19 protein-coding genes and 2 tRNA genes are annotated in these 20,348 nt (G+C 70.9%); 13 read left to right on the top strand and 8 right to left on the bottom strand.

Going from position 1 to position 20,348, the window contains the following annotated elements:
• Window positions 1-18: 18 nt before the first annotated feature.
• Entirely contained in the window at window positions 19-1,113 is a 1,095-nt protein-coding gene (locus UW392_RS33435; protein WP_320778938.1) for a PDZ domain-containing protein, read from the top strand.
• A 78-nt stretch (window positions 1,114-1,191) separates the two neighbouring features.
• On the opposite strand, the gene UW392_RS33430 is transcribed toward UW392_RS33435, so the two are convergent.
• Window positions 1,192-1,734 carry a PPA1309 family protein gene (locus UW392_RS33430; RefSeq protein WP_320778937.1) on the bottom strand — a complete coding sequence of 181 codons (543 nt, stop codon included), beginning with the start codon at window positions 1,732-1,734 and terminating at the stop codon, window positions 1,192-1,194.
• A 165-nt stretch (window positions 1,735-1,899) separates the two neighbouring features.
• On the opposite strand from UW392_RS33430, the gene UW392_RS33425 reads away from it, so the two are divergent.
• The 4 genes from UW392_RS33425 to UW392_RS33410 all read left to right on the top strand — a co-directional run bounded on the left by UW392_RS33425 (window position 1,900) and on the right by UW392_RS33410 (window position 7,294).
• Window positions 1,900-4,866, top strand: coding sequence for a UPF0182 family protein (locus tag UW392_RS33425; RefSeq protein WP_320778952.1), 2,967 nt, complete (start codon window positions 1,900-1,902; stop codon window positions 4,864-4,866).
• Window positions 4,867-4,919: 53 nt separating this feature from the next.
• Window positions 4,920-4,993, top strand: a tRNA-Met gene (locus UW392_RS33420).
• Between the two features lie 228 nt (window positions 4,994-5,221).
• Complete coding sequence (locus UW392_RS33415) at window positions 5,222-7,042, top strand: tetratricopeptide repeat protein (RefSeq protein ID WP_320778936.1); 1,821 nt, start codon at window positions 5,222-5,224, stop codon at window positions 7,040-7,042.
• Between the two features lie 178 nt (window positions 7,043-7,220).
• A tRNA-Met gene (locus tag UW392_RS33410) sits at window positions 7,221-7,294 on the top strand.
• 102 nt (window positions 7,295-7,396) lie between these two features.
• On the opposite strand, the gene UW392_RS33405 is transcribed toward UW392_RS33410, so the two are convergent.
• Window positions 7,397-7,813 (bottom strand): Fur family transcriptional regulator, encoded by a 417-nt coding sequence (locus UW392_RS33405; protein WP_320778935.1) that lies wholly within the window; start codon window positions 7,811-7,813, stop codon window positions 7,397-7,399.
• A gap of 144 nt (window positions 7,814-7,957) precedes the next feature.
• On the opposite strand from UW392_RS33405, the gene UW392_RS33400 reads away from it, so the two are divergent.
• Window positions 7,958-9,409 carry a catalase gene (locus UW392_RS33400; RefSeq protein WP_320778934.1) on the top strand — a complete coding sequence of 484 codons (1,452 nt, stop codon included), beginning with the start codon at window positions 7,958-7,960 and terminating at the stop codon, window positions 9,407-9,409.
• 96 nt (window positions 9,410-9,505) lie between these two features.
• Here the strand turns inward: UW392_RS33400 and UW392_RS33395 are convergent, their stop codons facing one another.
• Both UW392_RS33395 and hisN read right to left on the bottom strand, forming a co-directional pair.
• Window positions 9,506-9,904 carry a cyclic nucleotide-binding/CBS domain-containing protein gene (locus UW392_RS33395; RefSeq protein ID WP_320778951.1) on the bottom strand — a complete coding sequence of 133 codons (399 nt, stop codon included), beginning with the start codon at window positions 9,902-9,904 and terminating at the stop codon, window positions 9,506-9,508.
• Window positions 9,905-10,040: 136 nt separating this feature from the next.
• Entirely contained in the window at window positions 10,041-10,841 is an 801-nt protein-coding gene (gene hisN / locus UW392_RS33390) for a histidinol-phosphatase (RefSeq protein ID WP_320778933.1), read from the bottom strand.
• 148 nt (window positions 10,842-10,989) lie between these two features.
• On the opposite strand from hisN, the gene UW392_RS33385 reads away from it, so the two are divergent.
• Window positions 10,990-11,700, top strand: coding sequence for a TetR/AcrR family transcriptional regulator (locus UW392_RS33385; protein ID WP_320778950.1), 711 nt, complete (start codon window positions 10,990-10,992; stop codon window positions 11,698-11,700).
• Window positions 11,701-11,716: 16 nt separating this feature from the next.
• On the opposite strand, the gene UW392_RS33380 is transcribed toward UW392_RS33385, so the two are convergent.
• The 4 genes from UW392_RS33380 to UW392_RS33365 all read right to left on the bottom strand — a co-directional run bounded on the left by UW392_RS33380 (window position 11,717) and on the right by UW392_RS33365 (window position 15,407).
• Window positions 11,717-12,040 (bottom strand): multidrug efflux SMR transporter, encoded by a 324-nt coding sequence (locus UW392_RS33380; protein ID WP_320778932.1) that lies wholly within the window; start codon window positions 12,038-12,040, stop codon window positions 11,717-11,719.
• A 156-nt stretch (window positions 12,041-12,196) separates the two neighbouring features.
• Window positions 12,197-13,207, bottom strand: coding sequence for a ribosome small subunit-dependent GTPase A (gene rsgA / locus UW392_RS33375; protein WP_320778931.1), 1,011 nt, complete (start codon window positions 13,205-13,207; stop codon window positions 12,197-12,199).
• A 17-nt stretch (window positions 13,208-13,224) separates the two neighbouring features.
• Window positions 13,225-14,541, bottom strand: a complete 1,317-nt coding sequence (gene aroA / locus UW392_RS33370) for a 3-phosphoshikimate 1-carboxyvinyltransferase (protein ID WP_320778930.1) — start codon at window positions 14,539-14,541, stop codon at window positions 13,225-13,227.
• Window positions 14,542-14,684: 143 nt separating this feature from the next.
• Window positions 14,685-15,407, bottom strand: coding sequence for a M50 family metallopeptidase (locus UW392_RS33365; RefSeq protein ID WP_320778929.1), 723 nt, complete (start codon window positions 15,405-15,407; stop codon window positions 14,685-14,687).
• Window positions 15,408-15,457: 50 nt separating this feature from the next.
• Here UW392_RS33365 and UW392_RS33360 point away from each other — a divergent pair, with 50 nt between their 5' ends.
• The 6 genes from UW392_RS33360 to def all read left to right on the top strand — a co-directional run bounded on the left by UW392_RS33360 (window position 15,458) and on the right by def (window position 20,119).
• On the top strand, window positions 15,458-16,291 hold the full coding sequence (locus UW392_RS33360; protein ID WP_320778928.1) for an SOS response-associated peptidase: 834 nt from the start codon (window positions 15,458-15,460) through the stop codon (window positions 16,289-16,291).
• 37 nt (window positions 16,292-16,328) lie between these two features.
• Entirely contained in the window at window positions 16,329-16,964 is a 636-nt protein-coding gene (locus tag UW392_RS33355; RefSeq protein WP_320778927.1) for an alpha/beta family hydrolase, read from the top strand.
• Window positions 16,965-17,221: 257 nt separating this feature from the next.
• The gene (gene sigR / locus UW392_RS33350) at window positions 17,222-17,908 is read left to right on the top strand and encodes an RNA polymerase sigma factor SigR (protein WP_320778949.1); all 687 of its coding nucleotides are present in this window, start codon (window positions 17,222-17,224) and stop codon (window positions 17,906-17,908) included.
• Entirely contained in the window at window positions 17,905-18,216 is a 312-nt protein-coding gene (rsrA, locus tag UW392_RS33345; RefSeq protein ID WP_320778926.1) for a mycothiol system anti-sigma-R factor, read from the top strand. The genes sigR and rsrA overlap by 4 nt, the downstream gene beginning before the upstream one ends.
• Window positions 18,217-18,425: 209 nt before the next feature.
• Complete coding sequence (locus UW392_RS33340) at window positions 18,426-19,406, top strand: hypothetical protein (protein ID WP_320778925.1); 981 nt, start codon at window positions 18,426-18,428, stop codon at window positions 19,404-19,406.
• A 62-nt stretch (window positions 19,407-19,468) separates the two neighbouring features.
• Window positions 19,469-20,119 (top strand): peptide deformylase, encoded by a 651-nt coding sequence (def, locus tag UW392_RS33335; protein WP_320778924.1) that lies wholly within the window; start codon window positions 19,469-19,471, stop codon window positions 20,117-20,119.
• Window positions 20,120-20,348 lie beyond the last annotated feature (229 nt).

Below are 20,348 nucleotides of genomic sequence, written 5' to 3'. Positions count from 1 at the left end.
GTCCCGTACTGTCGTGCCATGCCACGCCGCACCGCGACGATGCTCGCCTCCACCCTGATGCTGATCGCGCTCCTGTGCGCGGGTGTGTTCATCCCCGTGCCGTACTCGGAGATGTCCCCGGGGCCGACGGTGAACACGCTGGGTGACCACGACGGCGAGCCGGTGCTGCACATCTCCGGGCACAAGACGTACGAGGCGAGCGGGCACCTCAACATGACCACGGTCCGCGTCACCAGCGCCGACTACAAGATGAACCTTGTGGAGGCCGTCTACGGCTGGCTCGCCCACGACAACAAGGTCGTGCCGCACGACACGCTCTACCCGGACGGCAAGACCGAGGAGCAGTCGACGCAGGAGAACGCCGAGGAGTTCAGCCAGTCCCAGGAGAGCGCCAAGGTCGCGGCCCTGAAGCAGCTGGACATCCCGGTGAAGTCCTGGGTGGTCGTCTCCACCGTCGTCAAGGACTCCCCGGCCGAGGGCCGGCTGCACGCCGGTGACGTCATCAAGTCCGTCGACGGTACGGCGGTCAAGAAACCCGGTGACGTCGCCGAACTGGTGACCAAGCACAAGGCCGGCGAGGACGTCGTCTTCACAGTCGTGCCCGCCAAGGAGCAGGCCGCCGCCGAGAAGGAGAACCGGACGGCGACCACCACCGAGAAGGTCACCATCACCACGACCTCCTCCGACGACACCGGCGAGAAGCGCGCCATCGTCGGGATCTCGGCCGGGACCGACCACACCTTCCCGTTCACGATCGACATCAAGCTCGCCGACGTCGGCGGTCCGAGCGCCGGCCTGATGTTCGCGCTCGGCATCTACGACAAGCTCACCCCGGGCGATCTCACCGGGGGCAAGTTCGTCGCCGGCACCGGAACGATCGACGACGCCGGTACGGTCGGCCCGATCGGCGGCATCCAGATGAAGACCGTAGGCGCCCGCGACAAGGGCGCCCAGTACTTCCTGACGCCCGCCGACAACTGCGCCGCCGCGGCCGAGGACACCCCCGACGGACTCACCCTGGTCAAGGTGAAGACCATCGACGACGCCCTGGACGCGCTCAAGGACATCAGTTCCGGGAAGACGGACTCCCTGCCGACCTGCGCCGCGGGCTAGAGCCGGACCTGCTCGGCGGCCGCCGCCGGGCCCTGTCCGGCGGCTGAGCCGGGACCTGCTCGGCGGCTGAGCCGGGACCTACTCGGCGAACGTCGCCGACAGCGCCTCCGCCAGCCCCGGCACCAGGTCGGAACCGGTGAGGACCTCCGTCGCGGTGTCCTTCTCGCGCAGCCGCAGCGCCGACTCCCGCGCGCCGTCGCGCAGGACCGCCACCGTCATCCGGACCTCCTGCCGGTCCGGGTGGTCCGCCACCCACTTCGCCAGCTCGGCCTCGCCCAGACCCTGCTCCACCTGTGCCTCGGCGGACGGCGGCAGCATCAGCCGCTCCACGCTGAGCGCGCAGCCGGCGACCGAGCCCGGCCAGGCGATGGTGCCGAGGAACTCGTCCAGCGGCCGGTTCGTCGGTACTTCGTCCTGCTCGATCGGGGTGAGGCCGGCGGACTCGCCCTCGTCGGCGAGACCGAGCCGGTCCGCGAGCGAGGGCTGCTCGGCGCGGAGCTGAGCGGTGTCTACGAGAGCGAAGAGGCGGGCGGGCTGGTCCCAGCCGAGGCCGGAGACGTACTCGTCGATCTCTAGCACGGACCGGGTGAGCGGGTTCGCCGCCATGGGGGTGTTGGACATGGTCACAATCCTGCCTCGTTCGGTACCGGAATCGGGAACCGAGTAAACGATGAGTAAGTTGCATAAGTGTGCGCCCACGAGCACGGGGGCGCGCGAAGGGTCCACGAACCCGAGGACCTGACCGTTTCAACAGCGAACTTCGAGGTGCTCACCTTGGCTTTCCAGATGCCGGACCGCGGCGGAGGAGGCCCGACAGGGCCACGGATGAGAGTGGGACGCCCGTCCCGGCGTGTCCGCACCCTGCTCATGACGCTGGGCGTCCTGGCCGTCCTGGCCATGGCGTTCACCATGTTCGCGGGGTTCTGGACGGACTGGCTGTGGTACCGGTCGGTCGACTACTCGTCGGTCTTCACGACGACCCTGTGGACGAAGATCGGCCTCTTCTTCGTCTTCGGCCTGCTGATGGCCCTCGCCGTGGGCTTCAACATCTGGCTGGCCCACCGCATGCGGCCGCCGCTGAGCGCCATGTCGATGGAGCAGCAGAACCTCGACCGCTACCGGATGGGCATCGCGCCCTACAAGAAGTGGCTGCTGCTCGGCATCACCGCACTGGTCGGCCTGATCGCGGGCGCCTCGGCGTCCGGTCAGTGGCGGACCTGGCTGATGTGGGTCAACGGCGTGCCGTTCGGGCAGAAGGACCCCCAGTTCAAGCTCGATGTCGCGTTCTTCGCCTTCGACCTGCCCTGGTACCGGTTCCTGCTCGGCTTCGGCTTCGCCGCCGCGATCCTGTCGGTGATCGCCGCCGCGCTCACCCACTACCTCTACGGCGGTCTGCGCGTCACCAGCCCGGGAGCGCGCGCGACGGCCGCGGCCACCGGCCACCTCTCGGTGCTGATCGGCATCTTCGTGGCGCTGAAGGCGGTGGCCTACTGGCTCGACCGGTACGGACTGGCGGTGAAGTCCAGCGACTTCAAGGCCACCGACAACTGGACGGGCCTGAGGTACGTCGACGCCAACGCCTACCTGCCGGCCAAGACGATCCTGTTCTGCATCGCCGTCATCTGCGCGCTGCTGTTCTTCGCCACCATCTGGCGACGCACCTGGCAGCTGCCCGTCATCGGCTTCGGCCTGATGGTGCTCTCGGCGATCCTGATCGGCGGCCTCTACCCGGCGATCGTGCAGAAATTCCAGGTTCAGCCGAACGAGCAGGCCAAGGAAGCGCCGTACGTCGAGAAGAACCTCAAGGCGACGCGTGACGCCTACGGCATCGACGGCACCAAGGTCACGGACTACGACGGCAAGAGCAAGACCGAGGACCTGACGCAGCTGCGGGGCGACGTCGACGACGCCGCCAGCATCCGCATCATGGACCCGAACATCGTCTCGCCGACGTTCCAGCAGCTCCAGCAGATGCGTAAGTACTACGCGTTCCCGACCAACCTGGACGTCGACCGGTACAGCAAGGACGGCGCCGACCAGGACACGGTCATCGGTCTGCGTGAGCTGAACCTCGCCGGTGTGGACAAGCAGAACTGGATCAACAACCACTTCCGCTACACCCACGGCTACGGCGTGGTCGCCGCCAAGGGCACCGAGGTCGACGCCGAGGGACGCCCGGTCTTCACCGAGTCGAACCTGCCCTCCAAGGGTGACCTCGGCACGTACGAGCAGCGGATCTACTACGGCGAGAAGACCACCACCTACTCGATCGTCGGCGGTCCCCAGGCGGAGATCGACTACTCCGACGACAGCGGTGAGAAGACCACCAGTTACAAGGGCGACAGCGGGGTCAACCTCTCCAACCCGGTCAACCGGGCGGCGTACGCGGTCGCGTTCAACGAGCCGCAGATCCTGTACTCCGGGGCGATCGGCGACGGTTCGCGGATTCTGTACAACCGCACCCCGAAGGACCGGGTCGAGGCGGTCGCACCGTGGCTGACCATCGACGGCGACGCCTATCCGGCCGTGGTGGACGGCAGCATCCAGTGGATCGTGGACGCCTACACGACCACCAACGGCTATCCGTACGCCTCGCGGACCACCCTCGGTGACACGACGGCCGACTCGCTGACGGCGGCCAACGACAACCGCGCGGTGGTGGCCCAGCAGAACCAGGTCAACTACATCCGCAACTCGGTGAAGGCGACCGTCGACGCGTACACCGGCGAGGTCAAGCTCTACCAGTGGGACACCCAGGACCCGGTCCTCAAGACCTGGATGAAGGCGTTCCCGGACACGGTGCAGTCCAAGTCGGAGATCTCCGACGCCCTGATGGCCCACCTGCGCTACCCGCAGGACCTGTTCAAGGTCCAGCGCGAGCTGCTCAGCCGCTACCACGTCTCGGACGCCGAGACGTTCCTCAGCGGCAGCGAGGTCTGGCAGGTCCCGGAGGACCCGACCAACAAGTCGGGCGAGACGGTGCCGCCGTACTACCTGAGCATGAAGATGCCGGACCAGAAGGAACAGGCGTTCTCGCTGACGACCACGTTCACACCCAACGGACGTGACAACCTCAGCGCGTTCATGGCGGTCGACGCGGAGGCCGGCACCAGCGGTTACGGCAAGATCAGAATTCTGAAACTGCCGACCAGTACGACCGTCGACGGACCGAAACAGGTACAGAGCCAGTTCAACTCCGAACAGGACATCGCCGAGTCCATCAGGCTGCTGAGAGGCGGCGACTCGGAGGTGGAGTACGGCAACCTGCTGACGGTGCCGCTCGACGGAGGACTGCTCTACGTGGAGCCGGTCTACGTCCGTGGCGGCGGCCTCAAGTACCCGCTGCTGCGCAAGGTCCTGGTGACCTACGGAGGCCAGACGGCGTTCGAGGACACGCTGGACGAGGCGCTCAACAAGGTGTTCGGGGACGCCGACACGTCGACCGAGCCACCACCGGACGAGGGCGACGACACGGAGGAACCACCACCGGCGTCGAGCGATCCGACGGTCCAGGCGGCGCTGGACGACGCCCAGGAAGCCTTCGAGGCCGGCCAGAAGGCCATGAAGGAGAACGACTGGACGGCGTACGGCGAGGCCCAGAAGGACCTTGAGGACGCACTGCGGCGCGCCGAGGAGGCGCAGGCCGAGGCCGACAAGAGCGGCAGCGGCGGTGGCGGTGGCGACGGGGGCAAGGCGAGCCCGTCGCCCGACGCGAGTGCCGGCGACGGCGCGAGCGGGTCCGACAGCGGCTGACCCGACCGTGTCCGGACTCCGTCCCGCGCCGTGATAGGTTGAGAACACAACGGCGCGGGGTGGAGCAGCTCGGTAGCTCGCTGGGCTCATAACCCAGAGGTCGCAGGTTCAAATCCTGTCCCCGCTACTGAAGTCGGACACGTGATGTGTACGACGACGAAGGCCCGGATCCCATAGGGATCCGGGCCTTCGTCATGTGCGGATACAGGTGTCGACGGGCGTGACGGCCCTGCCGGTGCGGGGAGTTGAGCGATCTGTGTTTGACTTGTCTCTCTGTGGGCATGTCGACAAAACGCTGAAGTGACCTCACGGACTGCGCTATACCGGGTGTACCCAGGTTGCAGGTGGTGCGACGATGGACGTTATGGGGGACATGGCAACTCTGTTCGAGACGGGGCGATTTGTGCAGCCTTCCGATCCGGAGGGCGCCGAGGACGAGGCCACGGAGGCGGCCGACGAAGCGGCCGAGGAGGTGCGTCGCCGGCTGGCCGCCGAGACCGGTGACGTCGAGGCGATGAGCGTCCTCGGGTCCATGCTGCTGCGCCGTGGTGATCTCGACGGAGCCGAGCCCCATCTGCGTGCCGCCACCGCGGCGGGCGACCGCGCCGCCGCCAACAACCTGGGAGTACTGCTGCACCAGCGCGGTTACGCAGACGAGGCGGCCGGGTGGTGGCGGATCGCCGCCGTCGCCGGTTCGGCCCCGGCCGCGCACGCGCTGGGACGCCACTTCCGCGAGCGCGGGGACGAACCGGGCGCCGAGTACTGGCTGCGGCAGGCCGCCGAGCAGGGGCACGTCCTCGCCGCGTACGCGCTCGCCGACCTGCTGGAGCACCGCGGCGACACCGCGACCGAGCGCTGGATGCGGGTGGCCGCCGAGCGGGGGCACCGGGAGGCCGCGTACCGGCTGGCCCGGACGCTGGACCGGCGCGCCTCCGGGGCGACCGGCGAGGACGGGACCGAGGCGGGCGCGGCCGAGGACACCGAGCAGTGGTACCGGCAGGCCGCGGCGCGCGGGCACCGGCGGGCCGCGCTGCACCTCGGCGCGATCCTGGAGAGGCGCGGCGAGCTGAAGGAGGCCGGGCGCTGGTACCTGACCTCCGCCAAGGACGGCGAGGCACGGGCCGCCTGCGCGCTGGGCTTCCTGCTGCGCGACGCCGGGGACACCGAGTCCGCGGCCGTCTGGTGGCTGCGGGCCGCCCAGGAGGGCGACGGCAACGCGGCCAACGCGCTGGGCGCCCTGCACGCCGAGCGCGGCGAGCAGCAGACCGCCGAGCGCTGGTACCGGGCCGCGATGGACGCGGGCGACGACAACGGCGCGTACAACCTGGGGCTGCTCTGCGCCGAGCAGGGCCGCACGGCCCAGGCCGAGCAGTGGTACCGGCGCGCGGCCTACGCCGGGCACCGGGAGGCCGCCAACGCGCTGGCGATCCTGCTGCTCCAGGGCGGCGACCGGACGGGCGCCGAGCCGTGGTTCTCCAAGGCGGCGGAGGCCGGGAGTGTCGACGCGGCCTTCAACCTCGGCATTCTCCACGCCGGGCGCGGCCAGGACGAGGCGGCGCTGCGCTGGTACGAACGGGCCGCCTCCGCCGGGCACAGCGAGGCGGCGCTCCAGGTCGGGATGGCCCGGCTGCGGGGCGGCGACGAGCCGGAGGCCGAGCGGTACCTGCGCTGCGCCGCGGGGGGCGGCAGTCCCGAGGCCGCGTACCGGCTGGCCACGCTGCTCGACGCGCGCCGGCCGCCGGAGCCCGCGCACGAACTGGGTGAGCCGGCGCAGGAGAAGACCGAGTGCGAGGAGTGGTACGAGCGGGCGGCCGGGCAGGGGCACCGCCGTGCCCAGGTGCGGGTGGGGATGCTGGCCGCGGCGCGCGGCGACGTCGTGGAGGCGGCGCGCTGGTACCGGGCGGCGGCCGAGGCCGGCTCGCGCAACGGCGCGTTCAACCTCGGGCTGCTGCTGGCCCGCGAGGGCAGCGAGCCGGAGGCCGCCCTGTGGTGGACCCGGGCGGCCGACGCGGGCCACGGTCGCGCGGCGCTGCGGCTCGCCCTGGTCTACGCCCGCCGGGGCGAGCTGTCCGAGGGCCAGCGCTGGGCCGACCGTGCGGTCACCCTGGGCCCGCCCGAGGTCGGAGAGCGAGCGGCCCGCCTGCGCGACGCCCTCCGGGAGGAACTGTCGGCGTGACCGGGGGATCGGGCCTGTGTGTGCGGGTCGGGTGCGTGCCGGTCGGGCTCCCGGCCGGCACGGCCCGTGTCGGGCGGGCGGGCACGCAGCGCGTACGCGCTGGTCAGGCGGCCGTCGCGGGCCTCCGTCAATGGATTTGCCTCTGACCGCCCCCCTGACGTAACGTTGCATTCATCGCCGCGGGGTGGAGCAGCTCGGTAGCTCGCTGGGCTCATAACCCAGAGGTCGCAGGTTCAAATCCTGTCCCCGCTACTGATGACCGAGGGCCGGAATCCGAAAGGGTTCCGGCCCTCGGCGTATGCGGACGCGCAGCACGAGACCCCCGGCACGGGATGTGCCGGGGGTCTCGGTGGTTCAGGCCGCCGCGCAGTTGGGGCAGATGCCGCGGTAGGTGACCTCGACGTCCGACACCGTGAAGCCGAAGCGCTCCGAGTCGGGGAGGTCGGCCAGCGGATTGCCCGACGGGTGGACGTCCCGTATCGCGCCGCACTGGGCGCAGACCAGGTGGTGGTGGGGCCGGTGGGCGTTCGGGTCGTAGCGCTTGGCGCGCTTGTCCGTCGCCACTTCCAGCACCTCGCCGAGCGTGACCAGCTCGCCCAGGGTGTTGTACACGGTGGCCCGGGAGATCTCCGGGAGTTTCGAGACGGCCCGAGCGTGCACCTCGTCGGCCGTCAGGTGGACGTGCTCGCCGTCCAGGACCTCGGCCACGACGCGCCGCTGGGCGGTCATGCGCCATCCACGTCCGCGCAGCCGTTCCAGTAGGTCACTCATGCGAACCAGCCTAACAGCCAGGGGAGCCGTATCCCGAACCAGTGTGACTTTGGAGCCTAACTTGACTTAGACAATGTCCATTGTAGGATCGCTTACGGCTTCGGCCAAGGGACAGGAACAGCAGAAATGGCGCAGGAGGCCAGCGTGACTCAGGGACCGCTCACCACGGAAGCCGGTGCTCCGGTAGCCGACAACCAGAACAGCGAGACCGCGGGCGTCGGCGGCCCGGTGCTCGTCCAGGACCAGCTGCTCCTGGAGAAGCTGGCCCACTTCAACCGCGAGCGCATCCCGGAGCGCGTCGTGCACGCCCGCGGCGCCGGTGCCTACGGCACCTTCACGGTCACCGCCGACGTCACGAAGTACACCCGTGCCGCCTTCCTCTCCGAGGTCGGCAAGGAGACGGAGACCTTCCTCCGCTTCTCCACCGTGGCCGGCAACCTGGGCGCGGCCGACGCCGTGCGCGACCCCCGCGGCTTCGCGCTGAAGTTCTACACCGAAGAGGGCAACTACGACCTCGTCGGCAACAACACCCCGGTGTTCTTCATCAAGGACGCCATCAAGTTCCCCGACTTCATCCACACCCAGAAGCGCGACCCGTACACGGGCAGCCAGGAGGCGGACAACGTCTGGGACTTCTGGAGCCTGAGCCCGGAGAGCACCCACCAGGTGACCTGGCTGCACGGCGACCGCGGCATCCCCGCCTCCTACCGGCACATGGACGGCTTCGGCTCGCACACGTACCAGTGGAACAACGAGGCCGGTGAGGCCTTCTGGGTGAAGTACCACTTCAAGACGGACCAGGGCATCAAGAACCTGCCCGTCGAGGAGGCCGCCAAGCTCGCCGGTGAGGACCCCGACTCCCACCAGCGTGACCTGCGCGAGGCCATCGAGCGCGGCGACTTCCCGTCCTGGACGGTCGGCGTGCAGATCATGCCGGTCGCCGAGGCCGCGACGTACCGCTTCAACCCGTTCGACCTGACCAAGGTGTGGCCGCACGCGGACTACCCGATCGTCTGGTTCGGCAAGCTGGAGCTCAACCGCAACCCGCAGAACATCTTCGCCGAGGTCGAGCAGTCGATCTTCTCCCCGGCGCACTTCGTGCCCGGCATCGGCCCGTCCCCGGACAAGATGCTCCAGGGCCGCCTCTTCGCCTACGGCGACGCCCACCGCTACCGCGTCGGCATCAACGCCGACCACCTGCCGGTGAACCGCCCGCACGCCACCGAGGCGCGCACCCACTCCCGTGACGGCTTCCTCTACGACGGCCGGCACGGCGGTGCGAAGAACTACGAGCCGAACAGCTTCGGCGGCCCGTTCCAGACGGACCGCTCGGCGTGGCAGCCCATCGCCGTCAGCGGTGTCACCGGCGAGACCGTCGCCCCGGTGCACTCCGAGGACAACGACTTCGTCCAGGCGGGCAACCTCTACCGCCTGATGACGGAGGAGGAGAAGGAGCGCCTGGTCGCCAACCTGGCCGGCGGCATCTCCCAGGTCTCGCGCGAGGACATCCGCGAGCGCGCGATCAACAACTTCCGTCAGGCGGACGACGACTTCGGCAAGCGGCTGGAGGCCGCGGTCCAGGCCCTGCGCGGCTGACAGCACTGGACCGCTTGTCGTGGCGGCGGGCCGGAACCCTCGTACAGCGAGGGCTCCGGCCCGTTCTGCGTTCCAGGGCCGGACGGGTGCCCGGGGTCAGGCCGGGACGCCGGCGCGCTCCGGCGCGGGGGCCCAGCAGCGGATGATGTCGCGGACCGAGACGATGCCGGCCGGTTCGCCGCCGTCGAGGACGATGAGGTGGCGGAAACCGCCGTGCGCCATCGCCCGCGCCGCCTCCTCCAGCGTCCAGGAGGGAGCGGCGAACACGACGTCGGCGGTGGTGTGGGCGTGGGTGCGCTCGTCGTCCGGGCTCTGGCCCCGGCCGACGGAGACCAGGATGTCCCGCTCGGTGAGAATGCCGATGCCCTCGGCGTCGGGATCGTGGACGACGGCCGCGCCGACGCGCCGGGCGGCCATCAGCGCGGCGGCCTGCCGCAGCGTGTGGTCGGGACCGATGGTGAGGACGACCTTGCTCATGGCGTCGCGGACGAGCATGGATGCAGCCACAGCCACCTCCTGGTGAGTCCTGCTAGTTCATGAATTCACAAGTTCACAAACTGGGGGACTCTCAGAGTGACAGGTCAAGAGGAGGTCAACAAGGGCGCGTTCGGCGCCGTCCTCGGCGCCGTCCTCAGAGCCGTCCGGCGAGGTGGCTGAGGAGCGCGTCGTGCAGCAGCCCGTTCGACGCCGCCGCGTTGCCGCTGTGCGGGCCGGGACGCCCGTCCAGCCCGGTGAACGTGCCCCCGGCCTCCGTGACGACGATCGCGGGCGCCGCCATGTCCCACAGCGACAGCTCCGGCTCGGCGCAGAAGTCGACGGACCCCTCGGCGACCATCATGTACGGCCAGAAGTCGCCGTACGCGCGCGTGCGCCACACCTTGCGGGTCAGGTCCAGGAAGCCGTCGAGCCGGCCCTGCTCCTCCCAGCCGCTGAGCGAGGAGTACGCGAACGACGCGTCGGACAGCTCCGGCACCTGGGAGACGCGCAGCCGGGACGCGGAGGTGAGACTGCGCCCGGAGAAGGCGCCGTTGCCCTCGGCGGCCCACCAGCGGCGGTTCAGCGCGGGCGCGGAGACGACCCCCACGACCGGCCGGTAGCCGCCCTCGCCCGCCTCCATCAGCGCGATCAGCGTGGCCCAGACGGGCACCCCGCGGACGTAGTTCTTGGTGCCGTCGATCGGGTCGATCACCCAGCGGCGGGGGCCGGTGCCCTCGACGCCGTACTCCTCGCCGAGGACCGCGTCGCGGGGGCGGGCGCGCCCGAGATGACCGCGCAGCAGCTCCTCGGCGGCCTTGTCCGCCTCGCTGACCGGCGTCATGTCCGGCTTGGTCTCCACCTTGAGGTCGAGGGCCTTGAAGCGGTCCATGGTGGCGGCGTCGGCGGCGTCCGCGAGGACGTGGGCGAGGCGGAGGTCGTCGAGGTAGTCCGGCATGCGGCAACCGTATCGGCCGGGGGGTGCCGCGGACCAACAGGGTCGACGGGCGCGCCCCGTCTCCACGCGGTCGTACGGGGACCCTTGACAGTGCCGCGAGCCGCGTCAAATCTGTGCACCGGAGCCGCTCGCCCCTGGGGAGGCGATGATGCCTGCAGCGCGGGAATCCCTGTTGGACGCCGCTTATACGGCGCTGGGCCGCCGGCCTTGGTCCGCCGTACGCATGGTCGACGTGGCCGCGACCGCCGGGGTCTCCCGGCAGACGCTCTACAACGAGTTCGGCAGCAAGGACGGACTGGCGCGGGCGCTGGTGCGCAGAGAGGCGGACGGCTATCTCGCCGGAGTCGAACGCGTCCTCGCCGCGGCCGGCGACCCGCGCGAACAGCTCACCGCGACCGCCGAGTGGACGACCTCGGCCGCCCGGGAGAACGCGCTGGTGCGGGCCCTGCTCACCGGCTGCTGGAGCGAACGGCTGCCGTCGCCGACGCTGACGGCCGTGCCGTCCTCCTCCGCGGTTCCGGCCCAGCGCAGGGCGGACGGGCCGCTGCCCTCGCCCGGCGACTTCGTGGCGCTGGTCCGGGACCGCGCCGCGACGACACTCACCGGAGCCGGAGCCGGAGCCGGAGCCGGAGCCGGAGCCGGAGCCGGAGCCGCAACCGGGGCGGGTGCCGGAGCCGGAGCTGGGGCGGGAGCCGGTGCTCAAGCAGGGGCCGGTGCCGGTCGGCAGGACCCCGCCGATCTCACCCGGCTCTGCGAACTCGTCGTCCGGCTCGCCCTGTCCTGTGTCGCCGCGCCGCCGCAGGAGGGCGGCGTCGCCGACCTCGTACGGACGGCGCTGCCAGGGCGGTTGACGTCCTGAACAGGACGCCGCGCGGTCAGTGCGACGAGCCCGAGAGCTGGAGGCCGATCACGCCGAAGATGACCAGGCTGATCGAGATGATCTTCAGAGTGGAGACCAGGTCGCCGAGGAAGATCATGCCGTAGATCGCGGTGCCCGCCGCGCCGATGCCGGTCCACACCGCGTAGGCCGGGCCGACGTCGAGCTTCTTCAGCGACAGGGTCAGCAGGCCGAAGCTGCCGAGGGCGAAGGCGGCGAAAGCGATGGTGGGCCAGAGCCGGGTGAAGCCGTGCGACAGCTTCAGGCACACGGCGAAACCGGTCTCCAGCAAACCGGCCACTATGACCAGCAGCCACGCCATGTGTCGTCCTCCCGTAGGTTCCGGCCCCGTAGGTTCCGGATCGAGTGACCGCTTCGCCGGGCTTTGCTCGGGCTTGGTCCCGGCTTGGTGCGATTATGCACTTGCCGATACCACCACGCCGCAAACAACGCGGAGGTCAGTCGCCCTCCCCTCGCCTCAGTCGCCCTCCTTCCGCTCCCGGGTCGAGAGCAGCCGGCGCAGCGAGTACAGCCGTGCCGGGTCGGCGTGCCCCTCGGCCACCCACGCGTCCAGCGCGCAGTCGGGCTCGTCGTGACCGCACGCGCGCGGACAGCCCTCCGTGCCCGGTTCCAGGTCGGGGAAGGCGTGGATCACGCGGGACGGGTCGATGTGGGCCAGCCCGAACGACCGTACCCCCGGGGTGTCGACGACCCAGCTGTCCGGGGCGGCGAGCGGCAGGGCGAGCGCCGAGGTCGTGGTGTGCCGGCCCCGGCCCGTCACCGCGTTGACATGGCCGGTGGTGCGCCGCCGGTCGTCCGGGACCAGCGCGTTGACCAGTGTCGTCTTGCCGACGCCGGAGTGGCCGACGAACGCGGTGACCTTGCCGGTGAGGTGGGCGCGCACCCGGTCGGCCGCGTCGCCGTTCTCCAGCTCCTCGCGGCTGGTGACGACGTAGGGGATGTCCAGGTCGCCGTAGAGCTCCAGGAGTTGGTCCGCGGAGGCCAGGTCCGACTTGGTCAGCACCAGCAGCGGGGTGAGGCCGCCGTCGAACGCCGCGACCAGGCAGCGGTCGATGAGCCGGGGGCGCGGCTCGGGGTCGGCGAGGGCGGTGACGATCGCGAGCTGGTCGGCGTTGGCGACGACGACCCGCTCGTAGGGGTCGTCGTCGTCCGCGGTGCGGCGCAGCACCGACGTCCGCTCCTCGATGCGGACGATCCGCGCGAGGGTGTCCTTGGCGCCGGACAGGTCGCCGACCAGCGCCACCCGGTCGCCGACCACGGCGGCCTTGCGGCCCAGTTCGCGGGCCTTCATGGCCATCACCGTCCGGTCCTCGACCAGACAGGTCAGCCGCCCCCGGTCGACGGTGAGGACCATGCCCTCGGCGGCGTCCTCGTGCTTGGGGCGGATGTTGGTCCTGGGCCGGGTGTTGCGGCGGCCGGGCCGGGTGCGGATGTCGTCCTCGTCGGTGTGCTTGCCGTAGCGGCGCATGATTTTCTCCCGCGTCCCTACGCCCCGAGCATCCCGGTCCACAGCTCGGGGAAGTCCGGCAGGGTCTTCGCCGTCGTCGCCACGTTCTCGATCTGTACGTCCTTCACCGCCAGGCCCAGGATCGCCCCGGCCGTGGCCATGCGGTGGTCCTCGTAGGTGTGGAAGACGCCGCCGTGCAGGGCGCGCGGGCGGATGTGGAGGCCGTCGGCGGTCTCGGTGACGTCACCGCCCAGCTCGTTGATCTCCTTGGTGAGGGCGGCCAGCCGGTCCGTCTCGTGCAGCCGCAGATGCGCGACGCCGCGCAGGGTCGAGGGGGAGTCCGCGAGGGCGGCGACGGCCGCGATGCCCGGGGTCAGCTCGCCGACCTCGCCGAGGTCCACGTCGATCCCGTGCACGGCACCCGAACCGGTGAGGACCAGGCCGTAGTCGGTCAGCTCGCAGGAGCCGCCCATCTCGGTGAAGATCTCCCGCAGCCGGTCGCCGGGCTGGGTGGTGCGGGCCGGCCAGTCCGGGATCGTCACCTTGCCGCCGGTCACCAGCGCCGCCGCGAGGAACGGCTGGGCGTTGGAGAGGTCCGGCTCGACGGTCAGGTCCCGGCCGAGCAGCGCGCCCGGCGTCACCCGCCACACGTTCGGCTCGCCGCCCGACTCCGGGGTGTCGACCTGGGCGCCGACCGCGCGCAGCATGTCGACGGTCATCCGGATGTGCGGCATCGAGGGCAGCGCCGAGCCGACGTGCCGGACCTCGACGCCCTGGTTGAAGCGGGGGCCGGACAGCAGCAGCGCGCTCACGAACTGCGAGGACGAGGAGGCGTCGATCGCGACCGGTCCGCCCTCCAGGGCGCCGCCGCCGTGCACGGTCAGCGGCAGCGCGCCGCGGCCGTCGTCGTCGATCCGGGCGCCGAGCGCGCGCAGCGCGTCGATCACGCCGTGCAGCGGACGCTCGTAGGAACGGGGGTCGCCGTCGAAGCGGACGGGGCCGTCGGCCAGCGTGGCGACGGGCGGCAGGAAACGCATGACGGTGCCGGCGTTGCCGACGTCGACCGTGGCCGGGCCGTGCAGGCCCGCCGGGATGACCCGCCAGAACTCACCGGTGCCGTCCGGTCCGACGCCTTCCTCGATCCCCACGCCCAGCTCGCGCAGCGCGCCGGCCATCAGCAGCGTGTCGCGGGAGCGCAGCGGGCGGCGCAGCCAGCCGGGCTCGGAGGCGAGGGCGGCCAGGACCAGGGCGCGGTTGGTGACCGATTTGGACCCGGGCACGTGGACGGTCGCGTCGACGGCTCCGCTCGCGTGCGGGGCGGGCCAGAGGGCGGTGTGCGCGGGGTTCAGCGTCATGGGGCCCACTTTAGTGGCTGGTACCGAACGTAGATCTTGATCAAAAGCGGCGAAACCAGAACGAAACAGCGGCATGGTATGTGCAATGCATATATGCATGCGGTCTGGTCACTCGGCGGTCCCGGCACCCCGCGCGGCGCCGTTCACAGCTGGAGCAGCCAGCGTCCCCCGCCGAGCAGCGAGCACAGCGACACCATGTGGAACAGGAAGAACCAGACCCCCGCCGGGGCGTGCGTGAGCCGCGCGAGCTGATCCGCGTCCGAGTCACCGGCGCCTCCCCGGGACCGCTTCGCCTGGAGTTCGAAGGCCGGGCGGACCCCGCCGAGCAGCAGGAACCACACCACCGCGTAGGCGAAAGCCGCCTGCACCTGCGGGCCCGCCAGCCACGACACCGCCACGAACGTGGAGCCGGCGAGCACCACGGTCAGCACCCCGTAGGCGTTGCGGACCATGACCAGCAGGGCGAGCAGCAGCGCCGTGGCCAGCCACAGCAGCAGTGTGATGCGGCCCGCGCCGAGCAGTGCGGCGCCGCCGAGGCCCAGCAGCGGGGGAGCGGTGTAGCCGGCCGCCGCCGTCAGGATCATGCCCAGGCCGGTGGGCTTGCCGCGGCTGACGGTCAGACCGCTGGTGTCGGAGTGCAGCCGGATGCCGGTGAGCTGCCGCCCGGTGCACAGGGCCACCAGACCGTGGCCGCCCTCGTGGGCGATGGTGACGGCGTTGCGCGCTATCCGCCACGGGACGTGCGGCACCACGACGGCGAGCGCGGCAACCAGCGTCGCGATCACCACCCACAGGTCGGGATCGGGCTGGGTGCCGGAGACCTCGTCCCAGAGCGAGGTGAGCGAGGGCGTTGCGAGAGGGGTCATGTTCGGGAGGGGCTCCTCGTTGCGGCGCGGAGTCTGGCAGTGTGGCACGTATGTGCGGACGGTATGCGGCGAGCCGGGGACCCGAGGATCTCGCGGAAATCTTTGAGATCGAGAAGTACGAGCCCGGGGACTCCGAGGAGACCGGTGGGGGGCCGGTCCCCGACTACAACGTGGCGCCGACCAAAGAGGTCTACGCCGTCCTGGACCGCCCTCTGAAAGACGCGGCCGAGCCGAAGCCGGTTCGCCAGCTGCGGAAGCTGAAGTGGGGACTGGTCCCCTCCTGGTCCAAGACGCCCGAGGGCGCCGCCCGGATGATCAACGCGCGGGCCGAGACGGTCCACGAGAAGCCGTCCTACCGCCGTGCCTTCGCCACCCGCCGCTGCGTCCTGCCCGCCGACGGCTACTACGAGTGGGTCACCGGCAGCCAGGAGCGCGACCTGGAGGTCGAGGGCAGGAAGAAGCGGCCGCGCAAGCAGCCCTACTTCGTCACACCGGCCGACGGGTCGGTCTTCGCGATGGCCGGACTGTACGAGTTCTGGCGCGACCGCACCCTCCCCGACGACCACCCCCTCGCCTGGTGGGTGACCTGCTCCGTGATCACCACCGAGGCCGAGACCGCGCCGCTGGCCGTCGCGCCCGCCGAGGGCCCCCGCTCCCTCGCCGAGATCCACCCCCGGATGCCGCTGATGCTGACCCCGGACCGCTGGGACGCCTGGCTCGACCCGGCCCGCACCGACCCCGACTCGCTGCGCGCCCTGCTCGCGCCCCCGCCCGGGGGACTGATGCGCGCCTATCCGGTGCCCACCGCGGTCAGCAACGTCCGCAACAACGGGCCGGAGCTGCTGAAGGAGCTGGAGGGCCCCGAGGAGGGCACACTCTTCTGATGTGACGCCTGATGTGACGCCCGAAGCGACTTCTGATGTGACGGTTACGGAAGAGACCACCGAGACGGAAGCGGGGACCGCCCGCATCACCTGGCACCCCGCACCGGACCCCCGGCTGGTGCTGGCCGTGAGCCACGGCGCCGGCGGCGGCATCGACGCCCGCGACCTGATGGCGCTCGCCGCCGCCCTCCCCGCGCACGGAGTGACCGTCGCCCTCGTCGAGCAGCCCTGGCGGGTGGCGGGCAAGAAGCTGGCGCCCGCGCCGAAGACCCTGGACACCGGCTGGCGGGGCCTGTGGCCCGCACTGGCCCGCCCCGGCCTGCCGGTGATCGCCGGCGGACGCAGCGCCGGCGCGCGCGTGGCCTGCCGTACGGCGACGGAACTGGGCGCGCGGGCGGTCCTCGCGCTCGGCTTCCCGCTGCACCCGCCGGGCAAGCCGGAGAAGTCCCGCGCCGAGGAACTGCTCGGCGCCGGGGTGCCCACCCTGGTCGTACAGGGCGGCAACGACCCCTTCGGCAGGCCCGCCGAGTTCCCGGACGGCCCCCACGAGCTGGTGGAGGTCCCGTACGGCGATCACGGCTTCGCGGTGCCGAAACGGGCCCCCGTCGGCCAGGACGAGACGCTCACGGTGATCACCGACGCCGTCGCGGAGTGGACCGGGTCACTGGAGTGAACTCCAGGGAATGAGCGGCGGCCGACGGCTGTTGTGCGGGGTGTACGTGCTGGCGCCCCAGCACAGAAGCCGCAGGGAAGGAAGACCACCGCATGGGTTCCACCTTCTGCCCGACCCGTGGCAGCCGCCCGGACCTGGAGTGGTCCGTGCTGCACGCCGCGAAGACCGCCCCTGTCCGGGCGGCGGGCGGACCGGGAAGTCGTCTATCCTCCGATTCGAGCGGGACCGAACTCGGTTCCGTGACGGCATTGGAGGAGGTGGGTCCGGTCACCGGTACCGACGCAGGGACCGACAACGGCCAGGCGGAGCAGCCCGACGGCCGGGGCGACAGGAGTGCGGAGACGACCGCGGAGCGCAGCGCGCGCTTCGAGCGGGACGCGCTCGAGTTCCTCGACCAGATGTACTCGGCGGCGCTGCGCATGACGCGCAACCCCGCCGACGCCGAGGACCTGGTGCAGGAGACGTACGCGAAGGCGTACGCGTCCTTCCACCAGTTCCGCGAGGGCACCAACCTCAAGGCATGGCTCTACCGGATCCTCACCAACACCTTCATCAACTCGTACCGCAAGAAGCAGCGTGAACCGCAGCGCAGCGCGGCCGAGGAGATCGAGGACTGGCAGCTCGCCCGCGCCGAGTCGCACATGTCGACGGGTCTGCGCTCCGCGGAGTCGCAGGCGCTCGACCACCTGCCCGACTCGGACGTGAAGTCGGCGCTCCAGGCGATTCCCGAGGAGTTCCGCATCGCCGTCTATCTGGCGGACGTAGAGGGCTTTGCCTACAAGGAGATCGCGGACATCATGGGGACACCCATCGGGACCGTGATGTCGCGGCTGCACCGGGGGCGCCGCCAGTTGCGCGGCATGCTGGAGGACTACGCCCGCGACCGCGGCCTGGTCCCGGCCGGCGCCGGAGAGTCGAACGAAGCGAAAGGCTCGGGGTCATGAGCTGCGGAGAGCCGCACGAGACGGATTGCAGCGAAATCCTCGATCATCTCTACGAGTTCCTCGACAAAGAGATGCCGGACACGGAGTGCACGAAGTTCGAGACGCACTTCGAGGAATGCTCGCCCTGCCTGGAGAAGTACGGCCTGGAGCAGGCCGTGAAGAAGCTGGTCAAGCGGTGCTGCGGACAGGACGACGTACCGGGTGACCTGCGCTCCAAGGTGATGGGCCGACTGGAGCTGATCCGCTCCGGGGAGACCGTCCCCGATCACGACATCGCGGCCGCCCCCACGACGCCGCAGGAGACCTGAGCGGCGTACGCGTCACTCGATCGTGCCGGCCGGCGGGACATGGCGAGGTGGTTCGCCGTGTCCCGCCGCTGTCTTACCTCCCGTGCGACTGGGTAACCCATGGGTAATGAGCGCCTCTCCAGCCGTACGTGGTTTGATGCGCAGGAGAGGGTGTCCGGGGGGCGGAAAGGCACAGCCAGCCCACAGAACGGAACTGGCAGGCGGGAATCGTGAGGATCTTCGGCAAGGGACGGCACCGGCCCTCCGCCTCCTGGCGGCAGGCCACCGACCGTGCGTTCACCCTGATCGGTGACGGCAGGTACGAGGACGCGGGGGCCCTGCTGACGCGGGCCGCCGATCTGGAGCCCTGGCTGTCGGAGTCGTGGTTCAACCTCGCCCTGCTGCACAAGTTCCGGCACGACTGGGAGCAGGCCCGCACCACCGGCCTGCGGGCCGTCGCCCTCCTCGACCGGGACGCCGGGGCCCCCGACTGGTGGAACGTCGGCATCGCCGCGACCGCGCTGCAGGACTGGCCGCTGGCCCGCCGGGCCTGGCAGGCGTACGGGCTGCGCCCACCGGGTGACGCGACCGACTCCGGCGAGCCGCTCGGCATGGAGCTGGGCAGTGCCGCCGTGCGGCTCTCTCCCGAGGGAGAGGCCGAGGTGGTGTGGGGGCGGCGGCTCGACCCCGCCCGCATCGAGGTGCTGTCGATCCCGCTGCCGTCCTCCGGGCGCCGCTGGGGCGAGGTCGTGCTGCACGACGGCGTTCCGCACGGGGAGCGGACCACCACCGCCGGGCACGCGTATCCCGTCTTCGACGAGATCGAGCTGTGGGCGCCGTCGCCCGTGCCGACCTGGGTGGTCCTCCTGGAGGCCGCCACCGAGGCCGACCGGGACGCGCTGGAGCAGCTCGCGGCCGACGCGGGGTTCGCCGCCGAGGACTGGTCGTCCTCCGTGCGGCTGCTGTGCCGGATGTGCTCCGAGTCGCGGATGCCGTCCGACGAGGGGGACGGGGAGCACCTCGACCCCCACGACCACAGCGAGCCGGGGCATCCGGGGCCGCTCGGGCACCGCACCGACGGGCAGCTGTGGGTTCCCGAGCGGGAGTGCGGCGTCGCCGCCCCCGCGTCTCTCGTCCGGGGGCTGCTGGACGGGTGGGTCGCGGACAGTCCCGACTCCCGGGACTGGCGGGATCTGGAAGAGGTCTGCTGAACCCTCCCCGTACCCTGTAACGGCAGCATCTCCCCGTTCTTCCAGAAAGGCGTACGTCCGTCATGGCGCAGCAGGACACCGATCAGCAGCACGTGGGCGTGCTCCCCGTGGACGACGAGGGGTACGTCGTCGACACGGAGGACTGCGAGGAGCGGGAGACCGCCTGGCGGGAGCGCGGGACCTCGCGGCCGATCACGGTGGTCGGGAACCCGGTGCTGCACAAGGAGTGCAAGGACGTCACCGACTTCGGCGAGGAGTTCCAGCAGCTGGTCGCGGACATGTTCGCCAGCCAGCGCACCGCCGAGGGCGTGGGCCTCGCCGCCAACCAGATCGGCGTCGACCTGAAGGTCTTCGTGTACGACTGCCCCGACGACGAGGGCGTCCGGCACGTCGGCGTCGTCGTCAACCCCCGGCTGGTCGAGCTGCCGGCCGAGCTGCGCCGCCTCGACGACAGCAACGAGGGCTGCCTGTCGGTGCCGACCGCCTACGCGCCGCTGGCCCGCCCCGACTACGCCGAGGTCACCGGGCAGGACGAGAAGGGCAACCCCATCAAGGTGCGCGGCACCGGCTACTTCGCTCGGTGTTTGCAGCACGAGACCGACCACCTGTACGGGTACCTGTACATCGACCGGCTCTCGAAGCGCGAGCGCAAGGACGCGCTGCGGCAGATGGCCGAGAACGAGCCGCGCTACCCCGTGGTCGCCAACGACTGAGACGTACCACCCGTCTCACCACCCCCCTTCGAACGGCGTCTGACCGGGAACAACTCCCGGAACAGGCGCCGTTCGTTCGCGTGTTCCCCAAAAGCCGCCACACAACAGGAGATTCCCGGCACCCACGGGTAGTGAATGGAGCAAATCCGTTCCCAGAACGGTCAGTTGTGGTGCTGAATGGGGAGTGCGGGGATAGGCAAGGGCGCACGCTCGGCATGCGGGAGGCGTG

Source organism: Streptomyces sp. CRN 30 (genome assembly GCF_034105845.1).
The sequence above is the reverse complement of the archived record's forward strand: the minus strand, read 5'-3'. Positions and strand labels throughout refer to the sequence as shown.

Bases quoted from the DNA above. Each gene is read 5' to 3' on its own strand.
- UW392_RS33360 (WP_320778928.1), top strand. From the start codon at position 15,458: ATGTGCGGACGGTATGCGGCGAGCCGGGGACCCGAGGATCTCGCGGAA.
- UW392_RS33430 (WP_320778937.1), bottom strand. From the start codon at position 1,734: ATGTCCAACACCCCCATGGCGGCGAACCCGCTCACCCGGTCCGTGCTA.
- UW392_RS33435 (WP_320778938.1), top strand. From the start codon at position 19: ATGCCACGCCGCACCGCGACGATGCTCGCCTCCACCCTGATGCTGATC.
- hisN (WP_320778933.1), bottom strand. From the start codon at position 10,841: ATGCCGGACTACCTCGACGACCTCCGCCTCGCCCACGTCCTCGCGGAC.
- UW392_RS33395 (WP_320778951.1), bottom strand. From the start codon at position 9,904: ATGCTCGTCCGCGACGCCATGAGCAAGGTCGTCCTCACCATCGGTCCC.
- UW392_RS33405 (WP_320778935.1), bottom strand. From the start codon at position 7,813: ATGAGTGACCTACTGGAACGGCTGCGCGGACGTGGATGGCGCATGACC.
- UW392_RS33365 (WP_320778929.1), bottom strand. From the start codon at position 15,407: ATGACCCCTCTCGCAACGCCCTCGCTCACCTCGCTCTGGGACGAGGTC.
- UW392_RS33425 (WP_320778952.1), top strand. From the start codon at position 1,900: ATGCCGGACCGCGGCGGAGGAGGCCCGACAGGGCCACGGATGAGAGTG.
- aroA (WP_320778930.1), bottom strand. From the start codon at position 14,541: ATGACGCTGAACCCCGCGCACACCGCCCTCTGGCCCGCCCCGCACGCG.
- rsrA (WP_320778926.1), top strand. From the start codon at position 17,905: ATGAGCTGCGGAGAGCCGCACGAGACGGATTGCAGCGAAATCCTCGAT.
- rsgA (WP_320778931.1), bottom strand. From the start codon at position 13,207: ATGCGCCGCTACGGCAAGCACACCGACGAGGACGACATCCGCACCCGG.
- def (WP_320778924.1), top strand. From the start codon at position 19,469: ATGGCGCAGCAGGACACCGATCAGCAGCACGTGGGCGTGCTCCCCGTG.
- UW392_RS33380 (WP_320778932.1), bottom strand. From the start codon at position 12,040: ATGGCGTGGCTGCTGGTCATAGTGGCCGGTTTGCTGGAGACCGGTTTC.
- UW392_RS33385 (WP_320778950.1), top strand. From the start codon at position 10,990: ATGCCTGCAGCGCGGGAATCCCTGTTGGACGCCGCTTATACGGCGCTG.
- UW392_RS33415 (WP_320778936.1), top strand. From the start codon at position 5,222: ATGGACGTTATGGGGGACATGGCAACTCTGTTCGAGACGGGGCGATTT.